The organism is Isoptericola sp. NPDC056618, from assembly GCF_042792715.1.
GTDB classification, from domain to species: domain Bacteria; phylum Actinomycetota; class Actinomycetes; order Actinomycetales; family Cellulomonadaceae; genus Isoptericola; species Isoptericola nanjingensis.
Window position 1 is genome coordinate 60,718 of sequence record NZ_JBHTVZ010000014.1, and the last position, 18,217, is coordinate 78,934.

Genomic DNA, 18,217 nt, shown 5'->3' on the forward strand with positions numbered 1-18,217 from the left:
CGCTCCAGGTCACAGCGCCGCGAGGGGGTCGAAGTCGAACCCGTCGGCGCGCGCGAGGTACAGCCTCTGCTCCGCGTGGTTGCCGCGGAACCGGACCAGGCCGCGCGGCCCCTCGTACGCGAGCCCGTCGACGGAGCGGTCGGTCGCGGCGACCGCGGCGCTGCCCGCCCGCTCGACGATCGACCGCAGCGCGAGGATCCCCTCGTAGCAGGCCTCGGCGGCCGCGCCGATCGCGGGCGCGTGCAGCCCGTGGTGCGCCGTGTAGCGGCCCACGAGGTCGAGCGCCTCGCCGGTCGCGAGGCTGCGGAACCAGCCGCCGGCCGAGTACAGGTTCGCCGTCGCGCCGGCCCCGCTGCCCATGAGCATGTTCTCCTCCATGAGCGTGCTGAGCCGCACGACCCGCTCGTGCAGGCCCCGCCGGGCGAACAGGCGGTTGAACCGCACCCCGTTCTGCCCGACCATCAGCAGCAGCACGCCCTCGGCGCCCGAGCGCGCCACGTCGTCGAGCGTGGCGGCGAGCTGCGCGTCGCTCGCGCCCTGCTCGGGCAGGAAGCGCGCGCCCGCGAACCCGGCGCCGAGCGCGGCCAGCTGCGGCGCGAGAGCCGCGTACGTGCCACGGGGCCAGGCGTAGTCGTCCCCGACGACGAACCACCGGCGCGTGCCCGCCTCGGCCCGCAGCCGCTCGATCGCGGGGAAGAGCTGCGCCGACGGCACCTCCCCGGTGACGTAGAGCCCGGGGCGGGTCTCGGCGCCCTCGTACGCCGCGGGGTACACATAGGGCACGCGGCGCTGCACGAGCGGCACTACGGCGCGCCGCACCGCCGACGTGTGCCAGCCGGTGAGCGCGTGCAGGCGCCCGGCGTCGAGCGCGGCCCCGAGGCGCTGACGGAGCCTGGCGACCGGCTGGCCGGCGTCGAGCAGCTCGGCCCGCACCGGGCGCCCGAGGATGCCGCCCGCGGCGTTGAGCTCGGCGACCGCGAGCTCCGTGACGGCCTGGCACGAGGGGCCGTAGATCCCGCCCGGCCCCTGGAAGTGCAGCAGGACGCCGACGACGAAGTCCGACATGACGTCCCGTCCGCGCGAGGGGCCCTGGTCCGGGCCCCGGCCTGTGATGGCCGGTAGTGTACGAGGGCGAGGGAAGGCGGGTCAGCATGCGGACGTCGACGTGGTCGGAGAGCCCCACGGCGGGCCCCGACGGGGGTGCGTCCGGGGCGACGGCCGCGGCCGCGCTGCGGGGCTCCGTGGTGGCCGGGCGGCGCGCCGCGCGACGCGCGTCCGAGGCCCTCGCCCCCGCCGGCTGCACCGTCGACGAGTGGCTCGTGCTGGACGCGCTGCGGCGCCGGCCGGGCGCCATGATGTCCGAGCTGCGCGCCGCGACGGTCACGGACAAGGCGACCCTCGGCCGCCGCGTGGACGCGCTCGTCACCCGCGCGCTGGTGTACCGCGAGGTGGACGCCTTCGACCGTCGCGTGGTCCGCGTCCACCTGTCGTCCCGGGGGCAGGACGTGCTGTCAGGCCTCGACGCGCGGCTGGCGGAGGCGGAGCAGGGCGACCAGCCACGCGACCAGTAGCACCCCGGCGAGCACCAGGCCGTACGGCTCGAGGCCGACCGACGCGCCCGGCACCTCGGACAGGGCGGGCACGTGCTCGGCGGCCACCTGCAGCAGGGTCACCCCGCCGATGCCCACCGCGGCCGCCGCGGAGACGCCGGTGACCAGCACGTCGTAGCGCAGGCGGCCCCGCTCCGCGCCGACGCCCGCCTGGGCGTACGCGCGCCGGGCGGCCGAGCCCTGCAGGGAGTCGAGCAGCGACATCCCGGCGGCGAACAGCACCGCCAGCGGCAGCGGCGCGTACCACGGCACCTGACCCAGGGCGGTCGACGCCGTCATCGCGAGCAGGCCGATCTCCGTGGCGGTGTCGAAGCCGAGCCCGAACACGAGCCCCACGCCGTACATGCGCCCCGGCCGGTCGGTGGCCCACGTGAACCGGCGCAGCGCCCACGAGACCGGGCCGCCGACGGCGTCGAGGTCGTGGTGGTGGCCGTCGCCGTCCGCGCGCCGGCCGGCGCGCAGGGCGCGACGCAGCAGCAGGACGTTCACGACGGCGATCGTCAGCAGGAAGGTTCCCGACACGACCGGGCCCCACACGCCGGTGAACCGGCGCCAGGGCGACGACTCGTCCTCGAGCGCGGGCGCCAGCGCCTGCACGCCGACGGCGAGCAGCAGCGCGGCGCCCACGACCACCGTCGAGTGGCCGAGCGAGAACCACAGGCCCACCCCGCGCGCGTCGCGGCCCTCGCGCACGAGCCGCCGCGTCGTGTTGTCGATCGTGGCGATGTGGTCGGCGTCGAACGCGTGCCGCAGGCCGAAGCCGTACGCCGTGAGGGCCATGACGAGGGTGATCGCGCCGGAGCCACCGTCCAGCGCGAGGGTGGCGGCGAGGCCGCCGATCCCGACGACGTGCAGGGCGGCGACGACGAGGGCGGTGCGGGTCATGCGGGCTCCAGACGGACGAGGGGCGGTGCGGGCGGCGCCGCGACGGGGCGGGCCGGTACGGGATGAGACCGGTGCAACGGGCTGAGATGAGCGGCGGGCCCGAGCCAGCGGGTCAGGGTGCCGCCGCGCTCCAGGCGCAGCGTCACCGCGCCGTCGGGGCTGATCGCGGCCGGGTCGTCGGCAGGGTCGTCGGCAGGGTCGTCGGCAAGGTCGTCGTCAGGCGTGCGCCGGAGGTCGGTCACCGTGTCGATCACGCGCGCCCCGCCCAGCACCCCCGGCACGGGGCGGTCGCCGGCGGCGGCGACCTCCTCGACGAGCAGCGGCCCGTCGTCGTCGTGCGCGCGGGACCGCAGCACGACGCGGCCGCCGCGCTCGCCGTCGCGCCCCAGCACGACGGTCTCGCGCAGCCGCAGCCGCGCGCCCGGGCCGAGCACCGCGTCCGTCGACCGGGTCACGTCCGCGCCCGTGGACACGACGAACGGCAGGCCCTCCCAGTCGAGCCGCGCGCCGGCCCCGAGCCGCACCTCGGCGTCCCAGCGGCACGGCACGCCCTCGCCGTCGTACGCGACCGTGCCGCCGACGTCGGTGAGGGTGAGCGCGCAGCCGTCGGCGACGCGCACCTGCACGGTGACGTGGTCGCCGCCGAGCAGCACCGCGCCGGTCGCGACCAGCGCCACCTCCGCGTGCGTCGTCCCGCGCGCGACGGTCCGCGCCGCGAGCAGCCCGTCCCGGGTGCGGACGCGCACGGGGGCGCCCGGCACGGTGCCCGGCTCGACCTCGACGAGCGTGCGACGCTCAGTGCGCGTGGGCATGGGCCTCGTCGCCGTCCGCGTGGCTGTGCAGGACGCCCCCGCCGTCCTCGTCGGCGTGGAAGTGCGGCGCCATCGGGCCGGGGTCCTGCGCCACGTGCGCGCCGGCGCGGAACAGGTCGAGCACGCCGAGGAGCCACGCCCGCAGCTCCGCGACGGACGCCGGGTCCGTGCGCGACAGGGCGACGACGTCCCGGCCGTCGCGGGCGGCGGACGCGTCGGCGACCATCTGCCCGACGTCCACCCCGACGTGCGGCGCGAGGTCGGTCTTGTTGACCACGAGGAGGTCGGCGCGGCCGATGCCGGGCCCGCCCTTGCGCGCGACGTCGCCCCCGCCCGCGACGTCGAGCACGAAGATCTGGGCGTCCACCAGGGCGGGGGAGAACGTGGCGGTGAGGTTGTCGCCGCCGGACTCGATGATCACGAGGTCGAGGGGCGCGAAGTCGCGCTCGAGGTCCTCGGCCGCGAGCAGGTTGGCGGTGACGTCGTCGCGGATGGCGGTGTGCGGGCAGGCGCCGGTCTCGACGGCGCGGATGCGCTCGGGGTCCAGGACGCCGGCGGAGCGCAGGAAGCGCGCGTCCTCGTCGGTGTAGATGTCGTTGGTGATGACGCCGATCGCGAGCTCGTCGGCCAGCGCCCGGCACACGGTCGCGATCAGGGAGGACTTGCCGACGCCGACGGGGCCGGCGACGCCCAGGCGCAGGGCGCGGGCGGGGAGCGACGGGCTCGCGGGGGTGGCGGGGGGAGTGGTCTCAGGCACGGAACAACCTCTGGGTCGTGACGGCGTGGGCCTCGGCCCAGCCCTCGGTCAACGGGGCACCGGAGGACGGGATGTCCTCCGGGGTGGCGCACGCCGCGACGCGGAGCACGTGCTCCTCGGCGGCGGCGCACGCGTCGAGGACCCACCGCGCCGGGGCGAGGGGGTCCAGCGGCTCGAGCTTGAGCAGGGCCGACGCCGCCGCCTGGGCGTCGTCGTAGACGGTCAGCCGGACGACGTCCGCCGGGAGGACGCCGGCCGCCGCACAGATCGCGCCGAGCACGACGGCGCGGGGCAGCGCGCCGGTGCCGTGCCGGTGCCCCGTGCTCTCCCGGCGGCGGCTCGCCGCGTCGTGCCGGGCGACGACGCGCACGGCCGCGCTGTCCGGCCACAGGGTGCGTGCGACCCTCAGGTACCCGCGGCCCAGCAGGCGCGACGCGTCCCGCAGCGCGGGGGAGGGCGTCCGCGCCGCCCAGGCGCGCACGACGGCGTCGACCCGGTCGTGCGGCGCGTCGACGGAACCGGCGTCGGGCTCGGCGTCGGCCAGCAGCCGGGCGGTGACCACCGCCGTGCCGGCCTCCACCAGGCAGACCGTCGTCGCCCGCCCGACCATCCACGCCGGCACGTCGGCCGGCGGCATGCCGCCGCGCAGCGCGGGCTCGAGGCTCGCGGAGTGGGCGTGCCCGCCGCCGGGCAGGCGGGCGTCCGCGAGCAGCATCGCGACCGTGGCGGGGTGCGGGGACAGGGACGTCATGAGCGGCTAGAACATCGAGTAGAGCTGGGCGAGCGGCAGGCGCACCGCGGGCGCGGGCTCCACCAGGTCGCCGTCGACGCGGATCTCGAAGGTGTCGGGGCGGATGTCGATGTCCGGCAGCGCGTCGTTGTTGCGCATGTCCGCCTTCGTGACGCCGCGCGTGGGGGCGACGGGGGCGAGCTGCCGGCGCAGGGCCAGGCGCCCGGCCAGGCCGTCCTCGATCGCGGCCGGCGCGACGAACGCGAGCGAGGTGTCCGCGCCGACGGCGTCGCCGAACGCGGGACGCATGAGCACCGGCTGCGGCGTGGGGATGGACGCGTTCGGGTCGCCCAGCGCCGCCCACGCGATCACGCCGCCCTTGATCACGAGCTCGGGCCGGATCCCGAAGAACCGGGGGTCCCACAGCACGAGGTCGGCCAGCTTGCCCGGCTCCACGGAGCCGATGTGGGCGTCGACGCCGTGCGCGACCGCCGGGTTGATCGTGTACTTCGCGACGTACCGGCGGGCGCGCTCGTTGTCCGCCGGCTCCGCGCCCGACAGCGGCCCGCGCCGGTGCTTCATCACGTGCGCCACCTGCCAGGTGCGGGTGATCACCTCGCCGATGCGGCCCATCGCCTGGGCGTCGGAGGAGGTGATGGAGATGGCGCCCAGGTCGTGCAGCACGTCCTCGGCGGCGATGGTCGACGCCCGGATCCGGGACTCGGCGAACGCCAGGTCCTCGGGGACGGCCGGGTTGAGGTGGTGGCAGACCATGAGCATGTCCAGGTGCTCCGCCACGGTGTTCACCGTGTGGGGCAGGGTCGGGTTGGTCGACCCCGGCAGCACGTGCGGCAGGCTCGCGATGGTGAGGATGTCGGGGGCGTGTCCGCCGCCCGCGCCCTCGACGTGGTACGCGTGGATCCCGCGGCCGCCGATCGCGTCGATCGTGGACTGGACGAACCCGGCCTCGTTGAGCGAGTCGGAGTGCAGCGCCACCTGCAGGCCCCACTCGTCGGCGGCCCGCAGCGCCGCGTCGAGGGCCGCGGGCGTGGACCCCCAGTCCTCGTGCACCTTGTACCCGGCCGCTCCTGCCAGGGCCTGTTCCGCGAGGGCCTCCGCGCCCACGGTGTTGCCCTTGCCGAGCAGCAGCACGTTGAGCGGGAGGCAGTCCAGCGCGCGCAGGACGGACCGCAGGTGCCAGGCGCCGGGCGTCACCGTGGTGGCCTTCGAGCCCTCGGACGGGCCCGTGCCGCCCCCGGCGACGGTCGTGATGCCGGTGGCCAGCGCCTCGTGCAGGGCCGACGGCGACAGCAGGTGCACGTGCGGGTCGAAGCCGCCGGCGGTGAGGATCCGGCCCTCGCCCGAGATGACGTCGGTCGACGGCCCGATGACGAGGTCCGGGTGCACGCCGTCGGCCACGTCCGGGTTGCCCGCACGGCCGAGCGCGACGACCCGCCCGTCGCGCAGCCCGACGTCCGCCCGGACCACGCCCCACCAGTCGAGGACGACGACGCCGGTGATCACGGTGTCCAGGGCCCCGGCGGCACGGCTCCGCGTCGACTGCGACATCGACTCCCGGATGGACTTGCCACCGCCGAACACGGCCTCCTCGCCGCCGACCGTGCGGTCCTCGGTGACCTCGACCCACAGGTCGGTGTCGCCGAGGCGCAGCTGGTCGCCGACGGTCGGCCCGTACAGGGCCGCGTAGCGCTCGCGGTCGATCCAGACCATCAGTCCTCCTGCTCCTCGTGCGGCGCCGTGGCCTGCGGGGTCGGGACGGCGCCGAGCGCGCCGCCGCCGGTCTTGCCCCGGCGGATGCCCGGCACGCGCCGCGCGCCGCGGATCGTCACGGCGTCGACCTCGCGGCTCACGCCCGGCTCGAACCGCTGCGACGTGCCGGACGGGACGTCGAGCCGGAAGCCGTGCGCGGCGGCGCGGTCGAAGCGGAGCGCGTCGTTGGCGTCGGGCAGGTGCACGTGCGAGCCCACCTGCACCGGCCGGTCGCCGGTGTTCTCCACGACGAGGCGCAGCCGCTCGTGCGCCGGGCGCACGTTGAGCTCGAGGCGGCCGGGAGCGACGCGGGTCGCGCCCGGGCCGGAGGGGGCGTGTGCGGTCACGGGACCTCCTGGATCGGGGTCGGGTCGGGACGGCCGGCGGGTACCGGGGTCACGGGATGGGGTGGTGCAGGGTGACGAGCTTGCGGCCGTCGGGGAAGGTGGCCTCGACCTGCACGTCGACGAGCATCTCGGGCACGCCGTCCATCACCTGCTCGCGGCCCAGCACCTCGCGGCCGTCCTGCATGAGGGTCGGGACGTCGGCGCCGTCGCGGGCCCGCTCGATCACCCAGCACGACAGCAGGGCGACCGACTCGGGATGGTTGAGCCGCACGCCGCGCGCGAGGCGGTCGCGCGCGACCATGCCCGCGACGGCGAGCAGCAGCTTCTCGGTGTCGGCGGGGGTCAGGTGCACGGGCCCTCCTCGGTGCGCACGGGCGTGCGGTTCACAGCGCCATCGCCTCGCGGGCGCCGGCAAGGGCGTCGGCGCCGCCGCCCGTGCCCCGGTGGGTCACGCGGCCGGACGCGAGCACGGCGTACTCGGCGGCGTGCTCGACGGCGTAGCCGAGGTGCTGCTCCACCAGCAGCGCGGACAGCCCGCCCGCCGCCGTCAGCGTCGTGATCGCCGCGTGGATCTCGCTCACGACGTTCGGCTGGATGCCCTCGGCGGGCTCGTCGAGCACCAGGAGCCGCGGGCCGGTGACGAGCGCCCGGGCGATGGCGAGCTGCTGGCGCTGGCCGCCCGACAGCAGCCCCGCCTGGCGGCCGAGCAGCTCGCGCAGCGCGGGGAACAGGTCGAGCGCGTCGTCGGTGCGGCGACGGCCGGCGGCGCCGTGGGCGTCCGCGACCACCTGCAGGTTCTCCCGCGCGGTGAGCTGGCCGAAGGACTGCTGGCCCTGCGGCACGTACGCGATCCCGGCGCGCACGCGCCGGTGGGTCGGCCAGCGCGTCACGTCGTCGCCGGCCAGGCGCACGGACCCGGCCCGGGCGGGCAGCAGGCCGAGCACGGCCTTGAGGAGCGTCGTCTTGCCCGCCCCGTTGTGGCCGAGGACGGCGGTCAGCGTGCCGTCCTCGACGGCGAGGTCGACGTCGTGCACGACGGCCGTGCGGCCGTACCCCGTGCTCAGGCCGCTCAGCTCGAGCATCATGCGGGTCCCTCCGTCGTCGTGCCGGGTTCGCCGGCCGGGGCGCCGAGATAGACCTCGACGACCGCCGGGTCCTGCTGCACCTCGGCGACCGTCCCCTCGGCGAGGACGGCGCCCTGGTGCATGACCGTCACCGAGTCGGCGTAGGAGCGCAGGAACTCCATGTCGTGCTCCACCACCACGACGACACGCTGGGAGCCCACCCGGCGCAGCAGCTCGCCGGTCTCCTCGCGCTCCGCCTGGGTCATGCCCGCGACGGGCTCGTCGAGCAGCAGCAGGTGAGCGTCCTGCACCAGCAGCATCCCGATCTCGAGCCACTGCTTCTGGCCGTGCGCCAGGACGCCCGCGGGAACGTCGCGCAGCGCGGCGAGGCCGACGGTCTCCATCGCCTGCTCGACCGCCTCCGGGACGCCCCGTCGCCGGCGGAGCATCGTCGTCGGCCGGCGGCGCGCGCCCGCGGCGATGTCGAGGTTCTGCAGCACCGTGAGCTGCTCGAACACGCTCGCCGTCTGGAACGTGCGTCCCACACCCGCCCGGGCGACGCGGTGCGTGGCCCGCCCCAGCAGCTCCGTCCCGCCGAACCGGGCCGAGCCGCCGGCCGCCCGCACGAGGCCGGTGACGGCGTCGATGAGCGTCGTCTTGCCCGCGCCGTTGGGGCCGATGAGGAACCGGAGGTCCCCCTGGGCGACGGTGAGGTCGACGTCGCGGACGGCGACGAAGCCGCCGAACTCCACCCGCAGGCCGCGCACCTCGAGGTAGTCGTGGCGGAACCGGGAGGTGTCGTCCCCCAGCAGCGCGTCGGCGGCGGCGAGGTCGATCTGCTCGGTCTGCTCGGTCATGCGCGGCTCCCTTCGGGCAGGAGGTCGGGGGACGGGGCGTCGTCCGGCGCGGCGGGGGCGTCCGGCTCCGCCTCACGGACGGTGCGGCGTCGGCGACGCAGCATCGGCACGACCGACGCCAGGCCGCCGGGAAGGAAGGCGACGACCAGCACGAACAGCGCCCCCTGGAGGTAGATCCAGCCGGAGGGGAACTGCTCGGACAGCGAGGTCTGCGCCCAGCTCACGGCGACGGAGCCGAGGACGGGCCCGAGCAGGGTCGCCCGGCCGCCGATGGCCACGCCGACGAGGAAGCCGATGGACGGCACGACGCCGACGTCGGCGGGGGAGACGATCCCGACGATGGGCACGAACAGCGCCCCGCCGACGGCGGCCATCACGCCCGCGACCACGTAGACGACGGTCTTCACGGCCGCCGGGTCGTAGCCGAGGAACCGGACGCGGTCCTCCTGGTCGCGGACGGCGACGAGGACCTCGCCGAAGCGCGACACCATGAGCTGGCGGGCGACCACGACCATCACGAGCAGCACCCCGGCGGCGATCAGGTAGAGCATCCGCTGGTTGACCGGGTCGGCGAGGTCGTAGCCGAAGAACGACCGGAACCCGTTGAGCCCGTTGGTGCCGCCCGTCGTCTGCTGCTGGCCGATCAGCAGGATGGCGAACGCGGCGGCGAGGGCCTGCGACAGGATCGCGAAGTACGCGCCCCGCACCCGCCGCGTGAAGACGGCCCAGCCGAGGGCGGCGGCGAGCGCGGCGGGCACGAGCACGACCAGGGTGAGGGCGACGGCCGGCGAGCGCAGGGGTTCCCACCAGCCGGGCACCTCGCCGGTGCCGTAGAGCAGCATGAAGTCGGGCACGCCGCCCGGGCCGGCGTCGGCGAGCTTGAGGTGCATCGCCATGACGTAGGCGCCCAGGCCGAAGTACACGCCCTGGCCGAGGGTGAGCAGGCCGCCGCGGCCCCAGGCGAGGCCGATGCCGACGGCGACCATGGCCAGGCACAGGAACTTGCCGAGCAGGCCGAGCCGGAACGGGCTGAGCAGTACCGGCGCGACGGCGAGGAGCAGGACGGCGGCGAGGCCGATCCCGGCCAGGGCGCGCGCCCGGCCCGGGCGGACGAGGGCGGACAGTCGTGCGGTGCGGGTGCTCGTGCTGCCGGTCATGCGAGGCTCCTCGTCCGGACCGAGACCAGGCCCTGGGGTCGTACCTGCAGGAACGCGACGATGACGACGAACACGAGGACCTTCGCGACGGACGCCGTGGTGGAGTACTCGAAGAACGCCTGCAGCAGGCCGAGCGCCGTCGCCGCGATCACGGTGCCCTTGATCTGCCCGATGCCGCCCGCGACGACGACGAGGAACGCGTCGACGATGTAGCCCGTGCCGAGCGTCGGGCCGACCGAGCCGAGCAGGGTCAGCGCGACGCCGGCGATCCCGGCGAGGCCGGAGCCGACGAAGAACGTCAGCCGGTCGGTGGCCCGCGACGAGATGCCGGACGCCTCCGCCAGGTCGCGGTGCTGCACGACGGCCCGGATGCGGCGTCCCAGGGGGGTGGCCTTCATGACGACGGCCAGCGCGACCAGGCACACGACGGCCAGCGCGAGGATGAACAGCCGGGTCTTGGGCAGCGCGAGCCCGCCGACCGTGACCGCGCCCGACAGCCAGCCGGGCGCGGCCACGTCCACGTTGGGGGCGCCGAACACGTCGCGCGCCACCTGCTGCAGCAGCAGCGCGACGCCCCACGTGACGAGCAGCGTGTCCAGGGGCCGCCGGTACATGCGGTGGATGAGCGTGGCCTCGAGCAGCAGCCCGAGCGCCCCGCCGACGAGGAACCCGAGCGGCAGCGACACGAGCAGGCTCGCGCCGGGGTCGCCGAGCAGCCCCTGGATCACGAACGCCGTGTAGGCGCCCGCCATCATGAACTCGCCGTGGGCCATGTTGATCACGCCCATCTGACCGAAGGTCAGGGCGAGGCCCAGGGCCGCGAGGAGCAGCACCGAGCCGAGGCTCAGGCCCGCGAAGAGCTGGGAGAGGAGGGTGTCCATGTCGTGTCCAGGGGCCCCGGGTCAGGAGAGCCCGTCGGCCCAGTCGTAGCCCTCGAGGAACGGGTCCGGCTCGATGGGCTCCTCGGAGCTCCACTCGGTGTGGATGAGGCCGTCCTCGCCGATGCGCCCGACGAGCGCCGTCTTGGCGACGTGGTGGTTCTCGCCGTCCACGACGACGGTGCCCTCGGGGGCGTCGAAGGTGACGCCGTCCGCGGCCGCCTGCACGTCCCCGACGTCGAAGGAGTCGGCCTTCTCGACCATCGCCTTCCACAGGTACAGCGACGTGTAGGCGGCCTCCATCGGGTCGGACGTCACGCGGTCGTCGCCGTACTCCGCCTGGAACGCCTCCACGAACGCGTCGTTCTCGGGGCTGTCGACCGTCTGGTAGTAGTTCCAGGCGGTGAGCTGGCTCTCGATGTTGTCCACGCCGATGCCGCCCACCTCCTCCTCCGCGATCGAGACGGAGACGACGGGCATGTCGTCGGCGGACAGGCCGGCGTTGTTGTACTCCTTGAAGAACGCGACGTTGGAGTCGCCGTTGAGGGTGTTGAACACCGCGTCCGCCCCGGCGGCCTTCACCTTGTTGACGATGGTGGAGAAGTCCGTGTGGCCGAGCGGCGCGTACTCCTCGCCGACGATCTCGATGCCGTGCGCCTCGGCGTACGCGTTGATGATCTTGTTGGCGGTCCGCGGGAAGACGTAGTCCGAGCCCACGAGGAACAGCGACCTGGTGCCCTGCTCGGCGAGGTAGTCGAGGGCCGGCACGATCTGCTGGTTGGTCGTGGCGCCCGTGTAGAAGATGTTCTCCGAGGCCTCGAGGCCCTCGTACTGCACCGGGTAGAACAGCAGCGAGTCGTTGGCCTCGAAGACGGGCAGCATCGCCTTGCGCGACGCCGACGTCCAGCCCCCGAACACGGCCGCGACGCAGTCGCTGGTGATGAGCTTGGTCGCCTTCTCCGCGAAGACGGTGGGCTCGGACTGGCCGTCCTCGGAGACGATCTCGAGCTGCTTGCCGAGCACGCCGCCGTCGGCGTTGATCTCGGCCGCGGCCAGCTGGAGCGAGTCGTGCACGGTCTGCTCGGAGATCGCCATCGTGCCCGACAGCGAGTTGAGGAAGCCGACCTTGACCGCGTCGCCCGAGGTGTCGACGCAGCCCTCCGCCGCGGAGGCCGAGGCGTCGCCGCTCGCCGCGTCCACCCGGGCCCCGCAGGCCGAGAGGGCGGCGACGGCGAGGACGGCGAGGGAGGCGACGACAGGTCGGGTGGTGCCGGTGCGCGTGGTGCCCGTGCTGCTTCGAGGACGCATGGTGCTCCTTCGTGGCCGTGGCCCGTGGGGCCGGTTAGGTTCAGATGAACCCAAGTACGCCCACGTGTCCCCGCCGTGAGTTCGGTGTCACCATCGTGTTACGGCTGGTGGGAGCGGTGCCGGAGAGAGGGTCGGCGCCACCGCCGCGCCTCCGGTGCGATCATGGGGCCATGGCATCCGCGCACGGGGTCGGTGACCCCCTCGTCCTCGGTATCGAGACCTCCTGCGACGAGACGGGCGTCGCGCTCGTCCGCGGCGACGAGCTCCTGGTCGACGCCGTCGCCAGCTCCATGGACGAGCACGCGCGCTACGGCGGGATCATCCCGGAGGTCGCGAGCCGCGCCCACCTCGAGGCGATGGTCCCCACGATCCGGCGCGCGCTCGGCGAGGCCGACGTCGACCTGTCCGAGGTGGACGCGATCGCCGTCACCGCCGGGCCGGGCCTGGTCGGCCCGCTGACGATCGGCGCGTCGGCCGCGAAGGCGCTCGCGATCGGCCTGAACAAGCCGCTGTACGGCGTCAACCACGTCATCGGGCACGCCGCGGTGAACCAGCTCGTCGACGGCCCGTTCGACGGCCGCACGATGGCGCTCGTGGTCTCGGGCGGTCACAGCTCGCTCATGCTCGTGGACGACGTCGCGACGGACGTCACCGAGCTCGGCTCCACGCTCGACGACGCGGCCGGCGAGGCCTTCGACAAGGTCGGCCGCCTGCTCGGCCTGCCCTACCCGGGCGGCCCGCACGTGGACCGGCTCGCGCGCGAGGGCGACCCGGAGGCCATCCGCTTCCCGCGCGGCCTCACCGCCGCGAAGGACCAGGCGAAGCACGCCTACGACTTCTCCTTCTCCGGCCTCAAGACGGCGGTCGCCCGCTGGATCGAGGCCTGCGTCGACGCCGGGCGCGAGGTGCCGGCGGCCGATGTCGCCGCGTCGTTCGCCGCCGCGGTCGCCGACGTGCTCACCGCGAAGACGATCGCCGCGTGCCGCCGCCACGACGTCGAGACGCTCGTCGTGGGCGGCGGGTTCTCCGCCAACAGCCAGCTGCGGGAGATGGCCGCGAAGCGCTGCGCGGAGGCGGGCATCGACCTGCGCATCCCGCCGATCCGCTACTGCACCGACAACGGCGCGATGATCGCCGCGCTGGGCTCCGCCGTCGTGCGCGCCGGGGCGGCGCCGTCGAGCTTCGACTTCCCGGTCGACTCGTCGATGCCGATGACCACCATCACCGTCTGAAAAGACTCGTGGCCGCCGGGCCGCGTCGGTAGCGTCCCGACCGTGGACACCGACCGCCCCACCATCTACCAGCACCCGCTCGCGTACCTCGTCGGGCTGGAGGGCGTGGCGCTGCTGCGCGCGTTCGCCGGCGAGCACGACCGCGCGTTCGTCGAGGCGCGGCTGGCCGACGTCCGGGCCCTGCTCGACGCGGCCGACCGGTTCGGCGACGGCCACCACGTCCCGCCGATCACCACCCGCGACGGCTACCGGCACTGGGCGCCCCGCTACGACGGTCCCAACGGGTTCTGGGGGATGGAGGAGCCGCTCGTCGGGCCGCTGATGGAGCACCTGCCCCGCGGCGTCGCGATCGACGCGGCGTGCGGGACGGGCCGGCACACCGAGTGGCTCGTCGAGCAGGGGCACGACGTGCTCGGCGTCGACTCGTCGCCCGACATGCTCGAGATCGCCCGCGCCAAGGTCCCGGGGGCACGGTTCGCCGAGGGCGACCTGCACGAGCTGCCCGTGGTCGACGCGTCCGCCGACCTCGTCCTCGTCACCCTCGCGCTGTGCCACGTGCGGGACCTGGGGCCGGTGTTCGCCGAGCTGGCGCGCGTGCTGCGACCCGGCGGCCGCCTCGTCGTCTCCGACACGCGGGGGTACTTCACCGGGTCGCCGCTCTACCCGCTCGTCGAGGGCGCGGACGGCGAGTTCGGGTACATCCCGAACTGGTTCCACGCCACGAGCGAGTACCTGCAGGCGGCCCTCCCCGTGGGCCTGGCGCCGCGGTTCTGCCGCGAGTACGTCGGCGGCGCGGACGACGTCGACGGAGGAGCAGGTGGGGGGCGCGAGTACACCGCGGCCCCGGACGCCCGGACGGGGGCCTTCGACCCCGCAGCCGACCTGGAGCTCGAGGACCCGGCCAGGCCGCCGACCCTCTGGGAGCTGATGCCGTGGGTCCCGGCGGCGGCGGGCGCGGCGTACGCGGGGACGCCCTCGCTCGTCGTGTGGGACTTCGAGAAGGAGCGGGGGGCCGTGCGATGAGCCTTCTCGCTGCCGAGCGAGCGCTCCAGGCCGCCCAGCGCGCCGGCGACGTCGACGCGCTGGGGGCGCTGCTGCATCCCCGGTGCGTCGGCGCCGGCCCGGACGGCTCGGTGTTCTCCCGGGAGGACGACCTGGAGAGCTACCGGTCGGGGCTGCTGCGGATCACCCGCCTGGAGGAGGAGTCGCTCGACGTCCGGGAGGACGCCGCGAGCGGGACGACCCGGCTGGTCGCCGCCGTCGACGCGGTCCAGGGCGGCACCGCGGTGTCGGCGCGGCTGGTCTACACGCGCCTCTGGGTGCGTGCCGACGAGGGCTGGCAGGTCCTGGCCGCCACGCTCGCGCCGGCCGCCGAGACGGCGCCCTAGCCGGCCGCGGGCAGCGGCCGCCCGGCGTGCAGCTCGGCGACGAGCGACGCGACCACGGCCTCGAGCGCCGCGGCGCCGCCGCCGTGCACGCGGGCCACCTCCCGCTGCCGCTGGTACGACGCACCACGGCGCACGATCTCGCGCACGCCGTCGAGCTCGGCGGCGCATCCCAGCCGCTCGGCGACGGGCTCGAGCGTCGTGAGCAGGCGCGGCAGCGCGTCGGTGACGAGCTCCTCCTCGCCGGCGTCGTCGAGGATGATGATCGCGTCGGTGCCGTAGCGGGCCGCGCGCCACTTGTTCTCGTGCACGAACCACGCCGGCATCGTGGGCAGCGGGCGGCCCTCGTCGAGCAGGGTCGACAGGTGTTCCACCAGGCAGTGCACGAGGGAACCGAGGGCGGCGAGCTCGAACGTGTTCGACGTGCCGTCGCAGATCCGCATCTCGACCGTGCCGAAGTGCGGCGCGGGGCGCACGTCCCACCGCACCTCCGTGAAGTCGTCGATGACGCCGGTGTGCAGCATGTCCGCGACGTACCGCTCCAGCTCGGACCAGGCCCCGAACTGGTAGGGCAGCCCCGCGGTGGGCAGCTGCTGGAAGATCATGGTCCGCATCGAGGCGTAGCCGGTGTCGTCGCCGCCGAAGAACGGCGACGAGGCGGACAGCACCTGCAGGTACGGCAGGTACACCAGCAGCGAGTTGACGATCGGCAGCACCTTGGCGCGGTCCTCGATGCCGACGTGCGCGTGCACGCCGTAGACGATCTGCTGGCGGCCCACGACCTGCGCCCGGTCGACGACGGTGGCGTACCGCTTCTTGTCGGTGACCTTCTGCTGCGACCAGTGCGCGAACGGGTGCGTGCCCGCCCCCATGAGGTCCACGCGCATGGGGCCGGTGGCGTCATGGATGGCGGCGATGCCGCGCTCGAGGTCCGCGATCGCCTCGGGCACGGTGCGCCGCACGCCGCTGATCACCTCGACCGTGTTCCGCAGGAACTCGGGCTTCACGTAGCGGTGCCGCACGTCGTCGGCCACCGCCTCGATGACGGCGGGCGCCACCTGCCGCAGGTTGCCCGAGTCGGCGTCGACCAGCGCGAGCTCCCACTCGAGCCCGACGCTCGACCGCTCGGAGGCGGCGAATTCCAGCACCATGCGGGCCATGCTTCCACGGGCGGACGGCGGGCCGCGCGCCGGTCCGGCCAGGTCTCGGCGCGACCGCCTCCTCGCGAGCGCCCGGGTGCGGGATCAGCGCAGCGGCTCGACGACGAGCACGTGCTGCGCGCCGCCGACGCGCGTGAGCACGAGGGTCGCCTCGGCGTCGCCCTTCGGCGAGAGCTGGGCGCGCAGCTGCTCGGGCGTGACGGCGGTGCCGCGCTTCTTGATGGTGAGCCGCCCGACGCCGCGCTCGCGCAGGTAGGCCTTGAGCCGCTTGAGGTTGAACGGCATGACGTCGAGCACGCGGTAGCCGGTGGCCAGCGGCGCCGCCCCCTCGGCCGGGGGCGCGGCGGGCTGGTCGGTCGTGACGTAGGCGATGGTGCGGTCCAGCAGGCGGCCGCCCAGCTCGGCCGCGGCGTGCGCCACGAGCCCGGCGCGGATGACCGCGCCGTCCGGCTCGTACAGGTAGGCGCCGACGGGACCGACGTCGGGCACGAGGTCGGCGCCGCCTGCGTCGTCGTGCAGGTCCGTGCGCAGGGAGCGCGACGTCGTCGCCCCGCCCGACGTCGCGAGCACGAGCGCGGACCGGCCGGGCCCCGCGGGGGCGAGCGGCCCGAACCAGAGCCCCGCCTCGACGACGTCGCCGTCCACGGAGACCCACTGCGTCTCCGCGTCGTCGGGGAGCCCCTGGTGCGGGATGCCCGGCCCGACCTTGATGCCGAGCGCGGGGACCTGGGTGCGCAGGTCCCACACGGCGTCGAGCGGGGGCGCGTACGCGGCCGGGTCGAAGACGCGCCGTCCGCCACGGGTGCGCCGCGCCGGGTCCGCGTAGACGCCGTCGACCCCCTCGGCGGCGAGGTCGAGCGCGAGCCCGTCGGCGTGCCGCACCTCCGCCTCGGGGAAGTGCCGCAGGTTCACGGTGGCGAGGGCGGCGGTGATCTCGTCGACGTCGGTCGCCAGGACGCGCAGCCCGACCCCCGCGAACGCGAGCGCGTCCGCGCCGATCCCGCTCGTGAGGTCCGCGACCTTGGTGACGCCGGCGGCGAGGTAGCGGCGGGCGTGCAGCGCGGCGACCACGAGGCGGGTGGCCTGCTCCACGCCGTCGGGCGTGAAGAGCATCCCCTCGGCGAAGTCGCCGAGCTTGGCGCGGGCCTTGGCCCGCAGCCGCGACTGGGTGAGCGCGGCCGCTGCGAGGCCGGCGTCGACCCCGTCGGCCCGCAGCCGGGTGGCCAGCGCCATGGCCTGCTTCTCGTCGTACGGGGGGAGCGAGTTGAGCAGCGCCCACCCGTCCGGGCTCAGCAGCTTGCTCACGGAGGCGGCGTCCATCGGGCCATCGTCTCAGGCGAGCGGGTGACGCCCTGGGCGAACGACCCGCCGACCTCTGGCACTCGACTTGTCAGAGTGCTAACGCCTGCCTAGATTTGTCGTCAGCGACCGCAAGGCTGTACCGGCACCCGCGACGACGGCCAGCCCTCGGACGCGACCTGGTCAATCAGCTAGTCCATCCACGCATCGCGAATCAAGGAGGTCCGACGTGTCGGTCCCCATCAAGCCGCTCGAGGACCGGATCGTCGTCAAGGCCATCGAGGCCGAGACCACGACCGCTTCCGGCCTGGTCATCCCGGACACCGCCAAGGAGAAGCCCCAGGAGGGCGAGGTCCTGGCCGTGGGCGAGGGTCGCTTCGACGACAAGGGCAACCGCGTCCCGGTCGACGTCAAGGTCGGTGACAAGGTCATCTACAGCAAGTACGGCGGCACCGAGGTCAAGTACGCCGGTGAGGACTACCTCGTCCTCTCGGCCCGCGACATCCTCGCGGTCGTCGTCGCCTGACGACACCAGCACGCAGAAGGCCTCGCACCGTCGTCGGTGCGGGGCCTTCGTGCTGTCAGCCTGTCTTGCGGGCGCCGCCGGCGAGGATGGCGGAGCGCTCGTCCTCGCTGAGACCGCCCCAGACCCCGTAGGGCTCCCGGACCCGGAGCGACTGCTCCCGGCACTGCATCATCACGGGGCACGAGCGGCAGATCGCCTTCGCCGCCTCGGCCCGGCGCCGGCGCGTGGAGCCGCGCTCACCCTCGGGGTGGAAGAACAACGTGTCGTCCGCGTCGCGGCAGGAGCCCTGGTACTGCCACTCCCACAACTCCATCACCGGACCGGGAAGCCTCGAGATCTCCGTCATGGCGAACAACCTACAAGTTGTGCAGAAGTTGTTCAAGGTCCGATTTCGTGACCGGATTCGATGATTCAGTGTTCAACTTCACAGGCGGGGCTGA

General features: G+C 74.7%; 21 protein-coding genes. 5 read left to right on the forward strand and 16 right to left on the reverse strand.

The features are described from left to right. Positions 1-9 precede the first annotated feature (9 nt). The gene (locus ACFQ8T_RS15955) at positions 10-1,065 is read right to left on the reverse strand and encodes a substrate-binding domain-containing protein (RefSeq protein WP_430547460.1); all 1,056 of its coding nucleotides are present in this window, start codon (positions 1,063-1,065) and stop codon (positions 10-12) included. An 86-nt stretch (positions 1,066-1,151) separates the two neighbouring features. On the opposite strand from ACFQ8T_RS15955, the gene ACFQ8T_RS15960 reads away from it, so the two are divergent. Then, positions 1,152-1,571 (forward strand): MarR family winged helix-turn-helix transcriptional regulator, encoded by a 420-nt coding sequence (locus tag ACFQ8T_RS15960; RefSeq protein WP_430547461.1) that lies wholly within the window; start codon positions 1,152-1,154, stop codon positions 1,569-1,571. Here the strand turns inward: ACFQ8T_RS15960 and ACFQ8T_RS15965 are convergent. Genes ACFQ8T_RS15965 through urtA form a run of 12 tightly spaced genes read right to left on the reverse strand, consistent with a single transcriptional unit; the run spans position 1,512 to position 12,175 of the window. Next, positions 1,512-2,495, reverse strand: a complete 984-nt coding sequence (locus ACFQ8T_RS15965) for a HoxN/HupN/NixA family nickel/cobalt transporter (protein WP_430547462.1) — start codon at positions 2,493-2,495, stop codon at positions 1,512-1,514. The two genes, ACFQ8T_RS15960 and ACFQ8T_RS15965, sit on opposite strands and share 60 nt — an antisense overlap. Beyond that, positions 2,492-3,307 (reverse strand): urease accessory protein UreD, encoded by an 816-nt coding sequence (locus tag ACFQ8T_RS15970; protein WP_430547463.1) that lies wholly within the window; start codon positions 3,305-3,307, stop codon positions 2,492-2,494. Before ACFQ8T_RS15970 ends, ACFQ8T_RS15965 begins: the two co-directional genes overlap by 4 nt. Continuing rightward, the gene (ureG, locus tag ACFQ8T_RS15975) at positions 3,291-4,064 is read right to left on the reverse strand and encodes an urease accessory protein UreG (RefSeq protein ID WP_430547464.1); all 774 of its coding nucleotides are present in this window, start codon (positions 4,062-4,064) and stop codon (positions 3,291-3,293) included. The genes ACFQ8T_RS15970 and ureG overlap by 17 nt, the downstream gene beginning before the upstream one ends. Continuing rightward, complete coding sequence (locus ACFQ8T_RS15980) at positions 4,057-4,815, reverse strand: urease accessory protein UreF (RefSeq protein WP_430547465.1); 759 nt, start codon at positions 4,813-4,815, stop codon at positions 4,057-4,059. Before ACFQ8T_RS15980 ends, ureG begins: the two co-directional genes overlap by 8 nt. 6 nt (positions 4,816-4,821) lie before the next feature. After that, entirely contained in the window at positions 4,822-6,525 is a 1,704-nt protein-coding gene (locus ACFQ8T_RS15985; protein ID WP_430547466.1) for an urease subunit alpha, read from the reverse strand. Beyond that, entirely contained in the window at positions 6,525-6,911 is a 387-nt protein-coding gene (gene ureB / locus ACFQ8T_RS15990; RefSeq protein WP_430547467.1) for an urease subunit beta, read from the reverse strand. The genes ACFQ8T_RS15985 and ureB overlap by 1 nt, the downstream gene beginning before the upstream one ends. A 49-nt stretch (positions 6,912-6,960) precedes the next feature. Further along, positions 6,961-7,263 carry an urease subunit gamma gene (locus tag ACFQ8T_RS15995; protein WP_429727897.1) on the reverse strand — a complete coding sequence of 101 codons (303 nt, stop codon included), beginning with the start codon at positions 7,261-7,263 and terminating at the stop codon, positions 6,961-6,963. A gap of 31 nt (positions 7,264-7,294) precedes the next feature. After that, on the reverse strand, positions 7,295-7,996 hold the full coding sequence (locus ACFQ8T_RS16000) for an ATP-binding cassette domain-containing protein (protein WP_430547468.1): 702 nt from the start codon (positions 7,994-7,996) through the stop codon (positions 7,295-7,297). Further along, on the reverse strand, positions 7,993-8,832 hold the full coding sequence (gene urtD / locus ACFQ8T_RS16005) for an urea ABC transporter ATP-binding protein UrtD (protein WP_430547469.1): 840 nt from the start codon (positions 8,830-8,832) through the stop codon (positions 7,993-7,995). Before urtD ends, ACFQ8T_RS16000 begins: the two co-directional genes overlap by 4 nt. Then, on the reverse strand, positions 8,829-9,989 hold the full coding sequence (gene urtC, locus ACFQ8T_RS16010) for an urea ABC transporter permease subunit UrtC (protein WP_430547470.1): 1,161 nt from the start codon (positions 9,987-9,989) through the stop codon (positions 8,829-8,831). Before urtC ends, urtD begins: the two co-directional genes overlap by 4 nt. After that, a complete protein-coding gene (gene urtB, locus ACFQ8T_RS16015; protein ID WP_430547471.1) occupies positions 9,986-10,870 on the reverse strand; it encodes an urea ABC transporter permease subunit UrtB in 885 nt (294 codons plus the stop codon). The genes urtC and urtB overlap by 4 nt, the downstream gene beginning before the upstream one ends. Positions 10,871-10,891: 21 nt before the next feature. After that, a complete protein-coding gene (gene urtA, locus ACFQ8T_RS16020) occupies positions 10,892-12,175 on the reverse strand; it encodes an urea ABC transporter substrate-binding protein (protein ID WP_430547472.1) in 1,284 nt (427 codons plus the stop codon). 170 nt (positions 12,176-12,345) lie between these two features. Between urtA and tsaD the strand changes: the two genes are divergently transcribed. The 3 genes from tsaD to ACFQ8T_RS16035 are packed head-to-tail and all read left to right on the forward strand — an operon-like array spanning position 12,346 to position 14,795. Next, entirely contained in the window at positions 12,346-13,407 is a 1,062-nt protein-coding gene (gene tsaD, locus ACFQ8T_RS16025) for a tRNA (adenosine(37)-N6)-threonylcarbamoyltransferase complex transferase subunit TsaD (protein WP_430547473.1), read from the forward strand. A 42-nt stretch (positions 13,408-13,449) separates the two neighbouring features. Continuing rightward, on the forward strand, positions 13,450-14,430 hold the full coding sequence (locus ACFQ8T_RS16030; protein ID WP_430547474.1) for a class I SAM-dependent methyltransferase: 981 nt from the start codon (positions 13,450-13,452) through the stop codon (positions 14,428-14,430). Beyond that, positions 14,427-14,795: a nuclear transport factor 2 family protein gene (locus ACFQ8T_RS16035; protein WP_430547475.1), complete on the forward strand. Its 369-nt coding sequence runs from the start codon at positions 14,427-14,429 to the stop codon at positions 14,793-14,795. Before ACFQ8T_RS16030 ends, ACFQ8T_RS16035 begins: the two co-directional genes overlap by 4 nt. Here ACFQ8T_RS16035 and ACFQ8T_RS16040 read toward each other — a convergent pair. Further along, a complete protein-coding gene (locus ACFQ8T_RS16040) occupies positions 14,792-15,943 on the reverse strand; it encodes a glutamate--cysteine ligase (protein ID WP_430547476.1) in 1,152 nt (383 codons plus the stop codon). The two genes, ACFQ8T_RS16035 and ACFQ8T_RS16040, sit on opposite strands and share 4 nt — an antisense overlap. Positions 15,944-16,036: 93 nt before the next feature. Next, positions 16,037-17,272, reverse strand: coding sequence for an SAM-dependent methyltransferase (locus tag ACFQ8T_RS16045; protein ID WP_430547477.1), 1,236 nt, complete (start codon positions 17,270-17,272; stop codon positions 16,037-16,039). Positions 17,273-17,480: 208 nt separating this feature from the next. Here ACFQ8T_RS16045 and groES point away from each other — a divergent pair, with 208 nt between their 5' ends. Then, entirely contained in the window at positions 17,481-17,777 is a 297-nt protein-coding gene (gene groES / locus ACFQ8T_RS16050; RefSeq protein WP_079572552.1) for a co-chaperone GroES, read from the forward strand. Between the two features lie 55 nt (positions 17,778-17,832). Here groES and ACFQ8T_RS16055 read toward each other — a convergent pair whose 3' ends face one another. Then, positions 17,833-18,123: a WhiB family transcriptional regulator gene (locus tag ACFQ8T_RS16055; RefSeq protein ID WP_380317624.1), complete on the reverse strand. Its 291-nt coding sequence runs from the start codon at positions 18,121-18,123 to the stop codon at positions 17,833-17,835. Between the last annotated feature and the right edge of the window lie 94 nt (positions 18,124-18,217).

Excerpts from the sequence above, each read along its gene's own strand:
- urtA (WP_430547472.1), bottom strand. The coding sequence starts at position 12,175 with ATGCGTCCTCGAAGCAGCACGGGCACCACGCGCACCGGCACCACCCGA.
- ACFQ8T_RS15980 (WP_430547465.1), bottom strand. The coding sequence starts at position 4,815 with ATGACGTCCCTGTCCCCGCACCCCGCCACGGTCGCGATGCTGCTCGCG.
- ACFQ8T_RS15955 (WP_430547460.1), bottom strand. The coding sequence starts at position 1,065 with ATGTCGGACTTCGTCGTCGGCGTCCTGCTGCACTTCCAGGGGCCGGGC.
- ACFQ8T_RS15965 (WP_430547462.1), bottom strand. The coding sequence starts at position 2,495 with ATGACCCGCACCGCCCTCGTCGTCGCCGCCCTGCACGTCGTCGGGATC.
- ACFQ8T_RS15985 (WP_430547466.1), bottom strand. The coding sequence starts at position 6,525 with ATGGTCTGGATCGACCGCGAGCGCTACGCGGCCCTGTACGGGCCGACC.
- ACFQ8T_RS16000 (WP_430547468.1), bottom strand. The coding sequence starts at position 7,996 with ATGATGCTCGAGCTGAGCGGCCTGAGCACGGGGTACGGCCGCACGGCC.
- ACFQ8T_RS16040 (WP_430547476.1), bottom strand. The coding sequence starts at position 15,943 with ATGGTGCTGGAATTCGCCGCCTCCGAGCGGTCGAGCGTCGGGCTCGAG.
- ACFQ8T_RS15960 (WP_430547461.1), top strand. The coding sequence starts at position 1,152 with ATGCGGACGTCGACGTGGTCGGAGAGCCCCACGGCGGGCCCCGACGGG.
- ACFQ8T_RS16035 (WP_430547475.1), top strand. The coding sequence starts at position 14,427 with ATGAGCCTTCTCGCTGCCGAGCGAGCGCTCCAGGCCGCCCAGCGCGCC.
- ACFQ8T_RS16045 (WP_430547477.1), bottom strand. The coding sequence starts at position 17,272 with ATGGACGCCGCCTCCGTGAGCAAGCTGCTGAGCCCGGACGGGTGGGCG.
- ACFQ8T_RS16055 (WP_380317624.1), bottom strand. The coding sequence starts at position 18,123 with ATGACGGAGATCTCGAGGCTTCCCGGTCCGGTGATGGAGTTGTGGGAG.
- urtB (WP_430547471.1), bottom strand. The coding sequence starts at position 10,870 with ATGGACACCCTCCTCTCCCAGCTCTTCGCGGGCCTGAGCCTCGGCTCG.
- tsaD (WP_430547473.1), top strand. The coding sequence starts at position 12,346 with ATGGCATCCGCGCACGGGGTCGGTGACCCCCTCGTCCTCGGTATCGAG.
- ACFQ8T_RS15970 (WP_430547463.1), bottom strand. The coding sequence starts at position 3,307 with ATGCCCACGCGCACTGAGCGTCGCACGCTCGTCGAGGTCGAGCCGGGC.
- urtC (WP_430547470.1), bottom strand. The coding sequence starts at position 9,989 with ATGACCGGCAGCACGAGCACCCGCACCGCACGACTGTCCGCCCTCGTC.
- urtD (WP_430547469.1), bottom strand. The coding sequence starts at position 8,832 with ATGACCGAGCAGACCGAGCAGATCGACCTCGCCGCCGCCGACGCGCTG.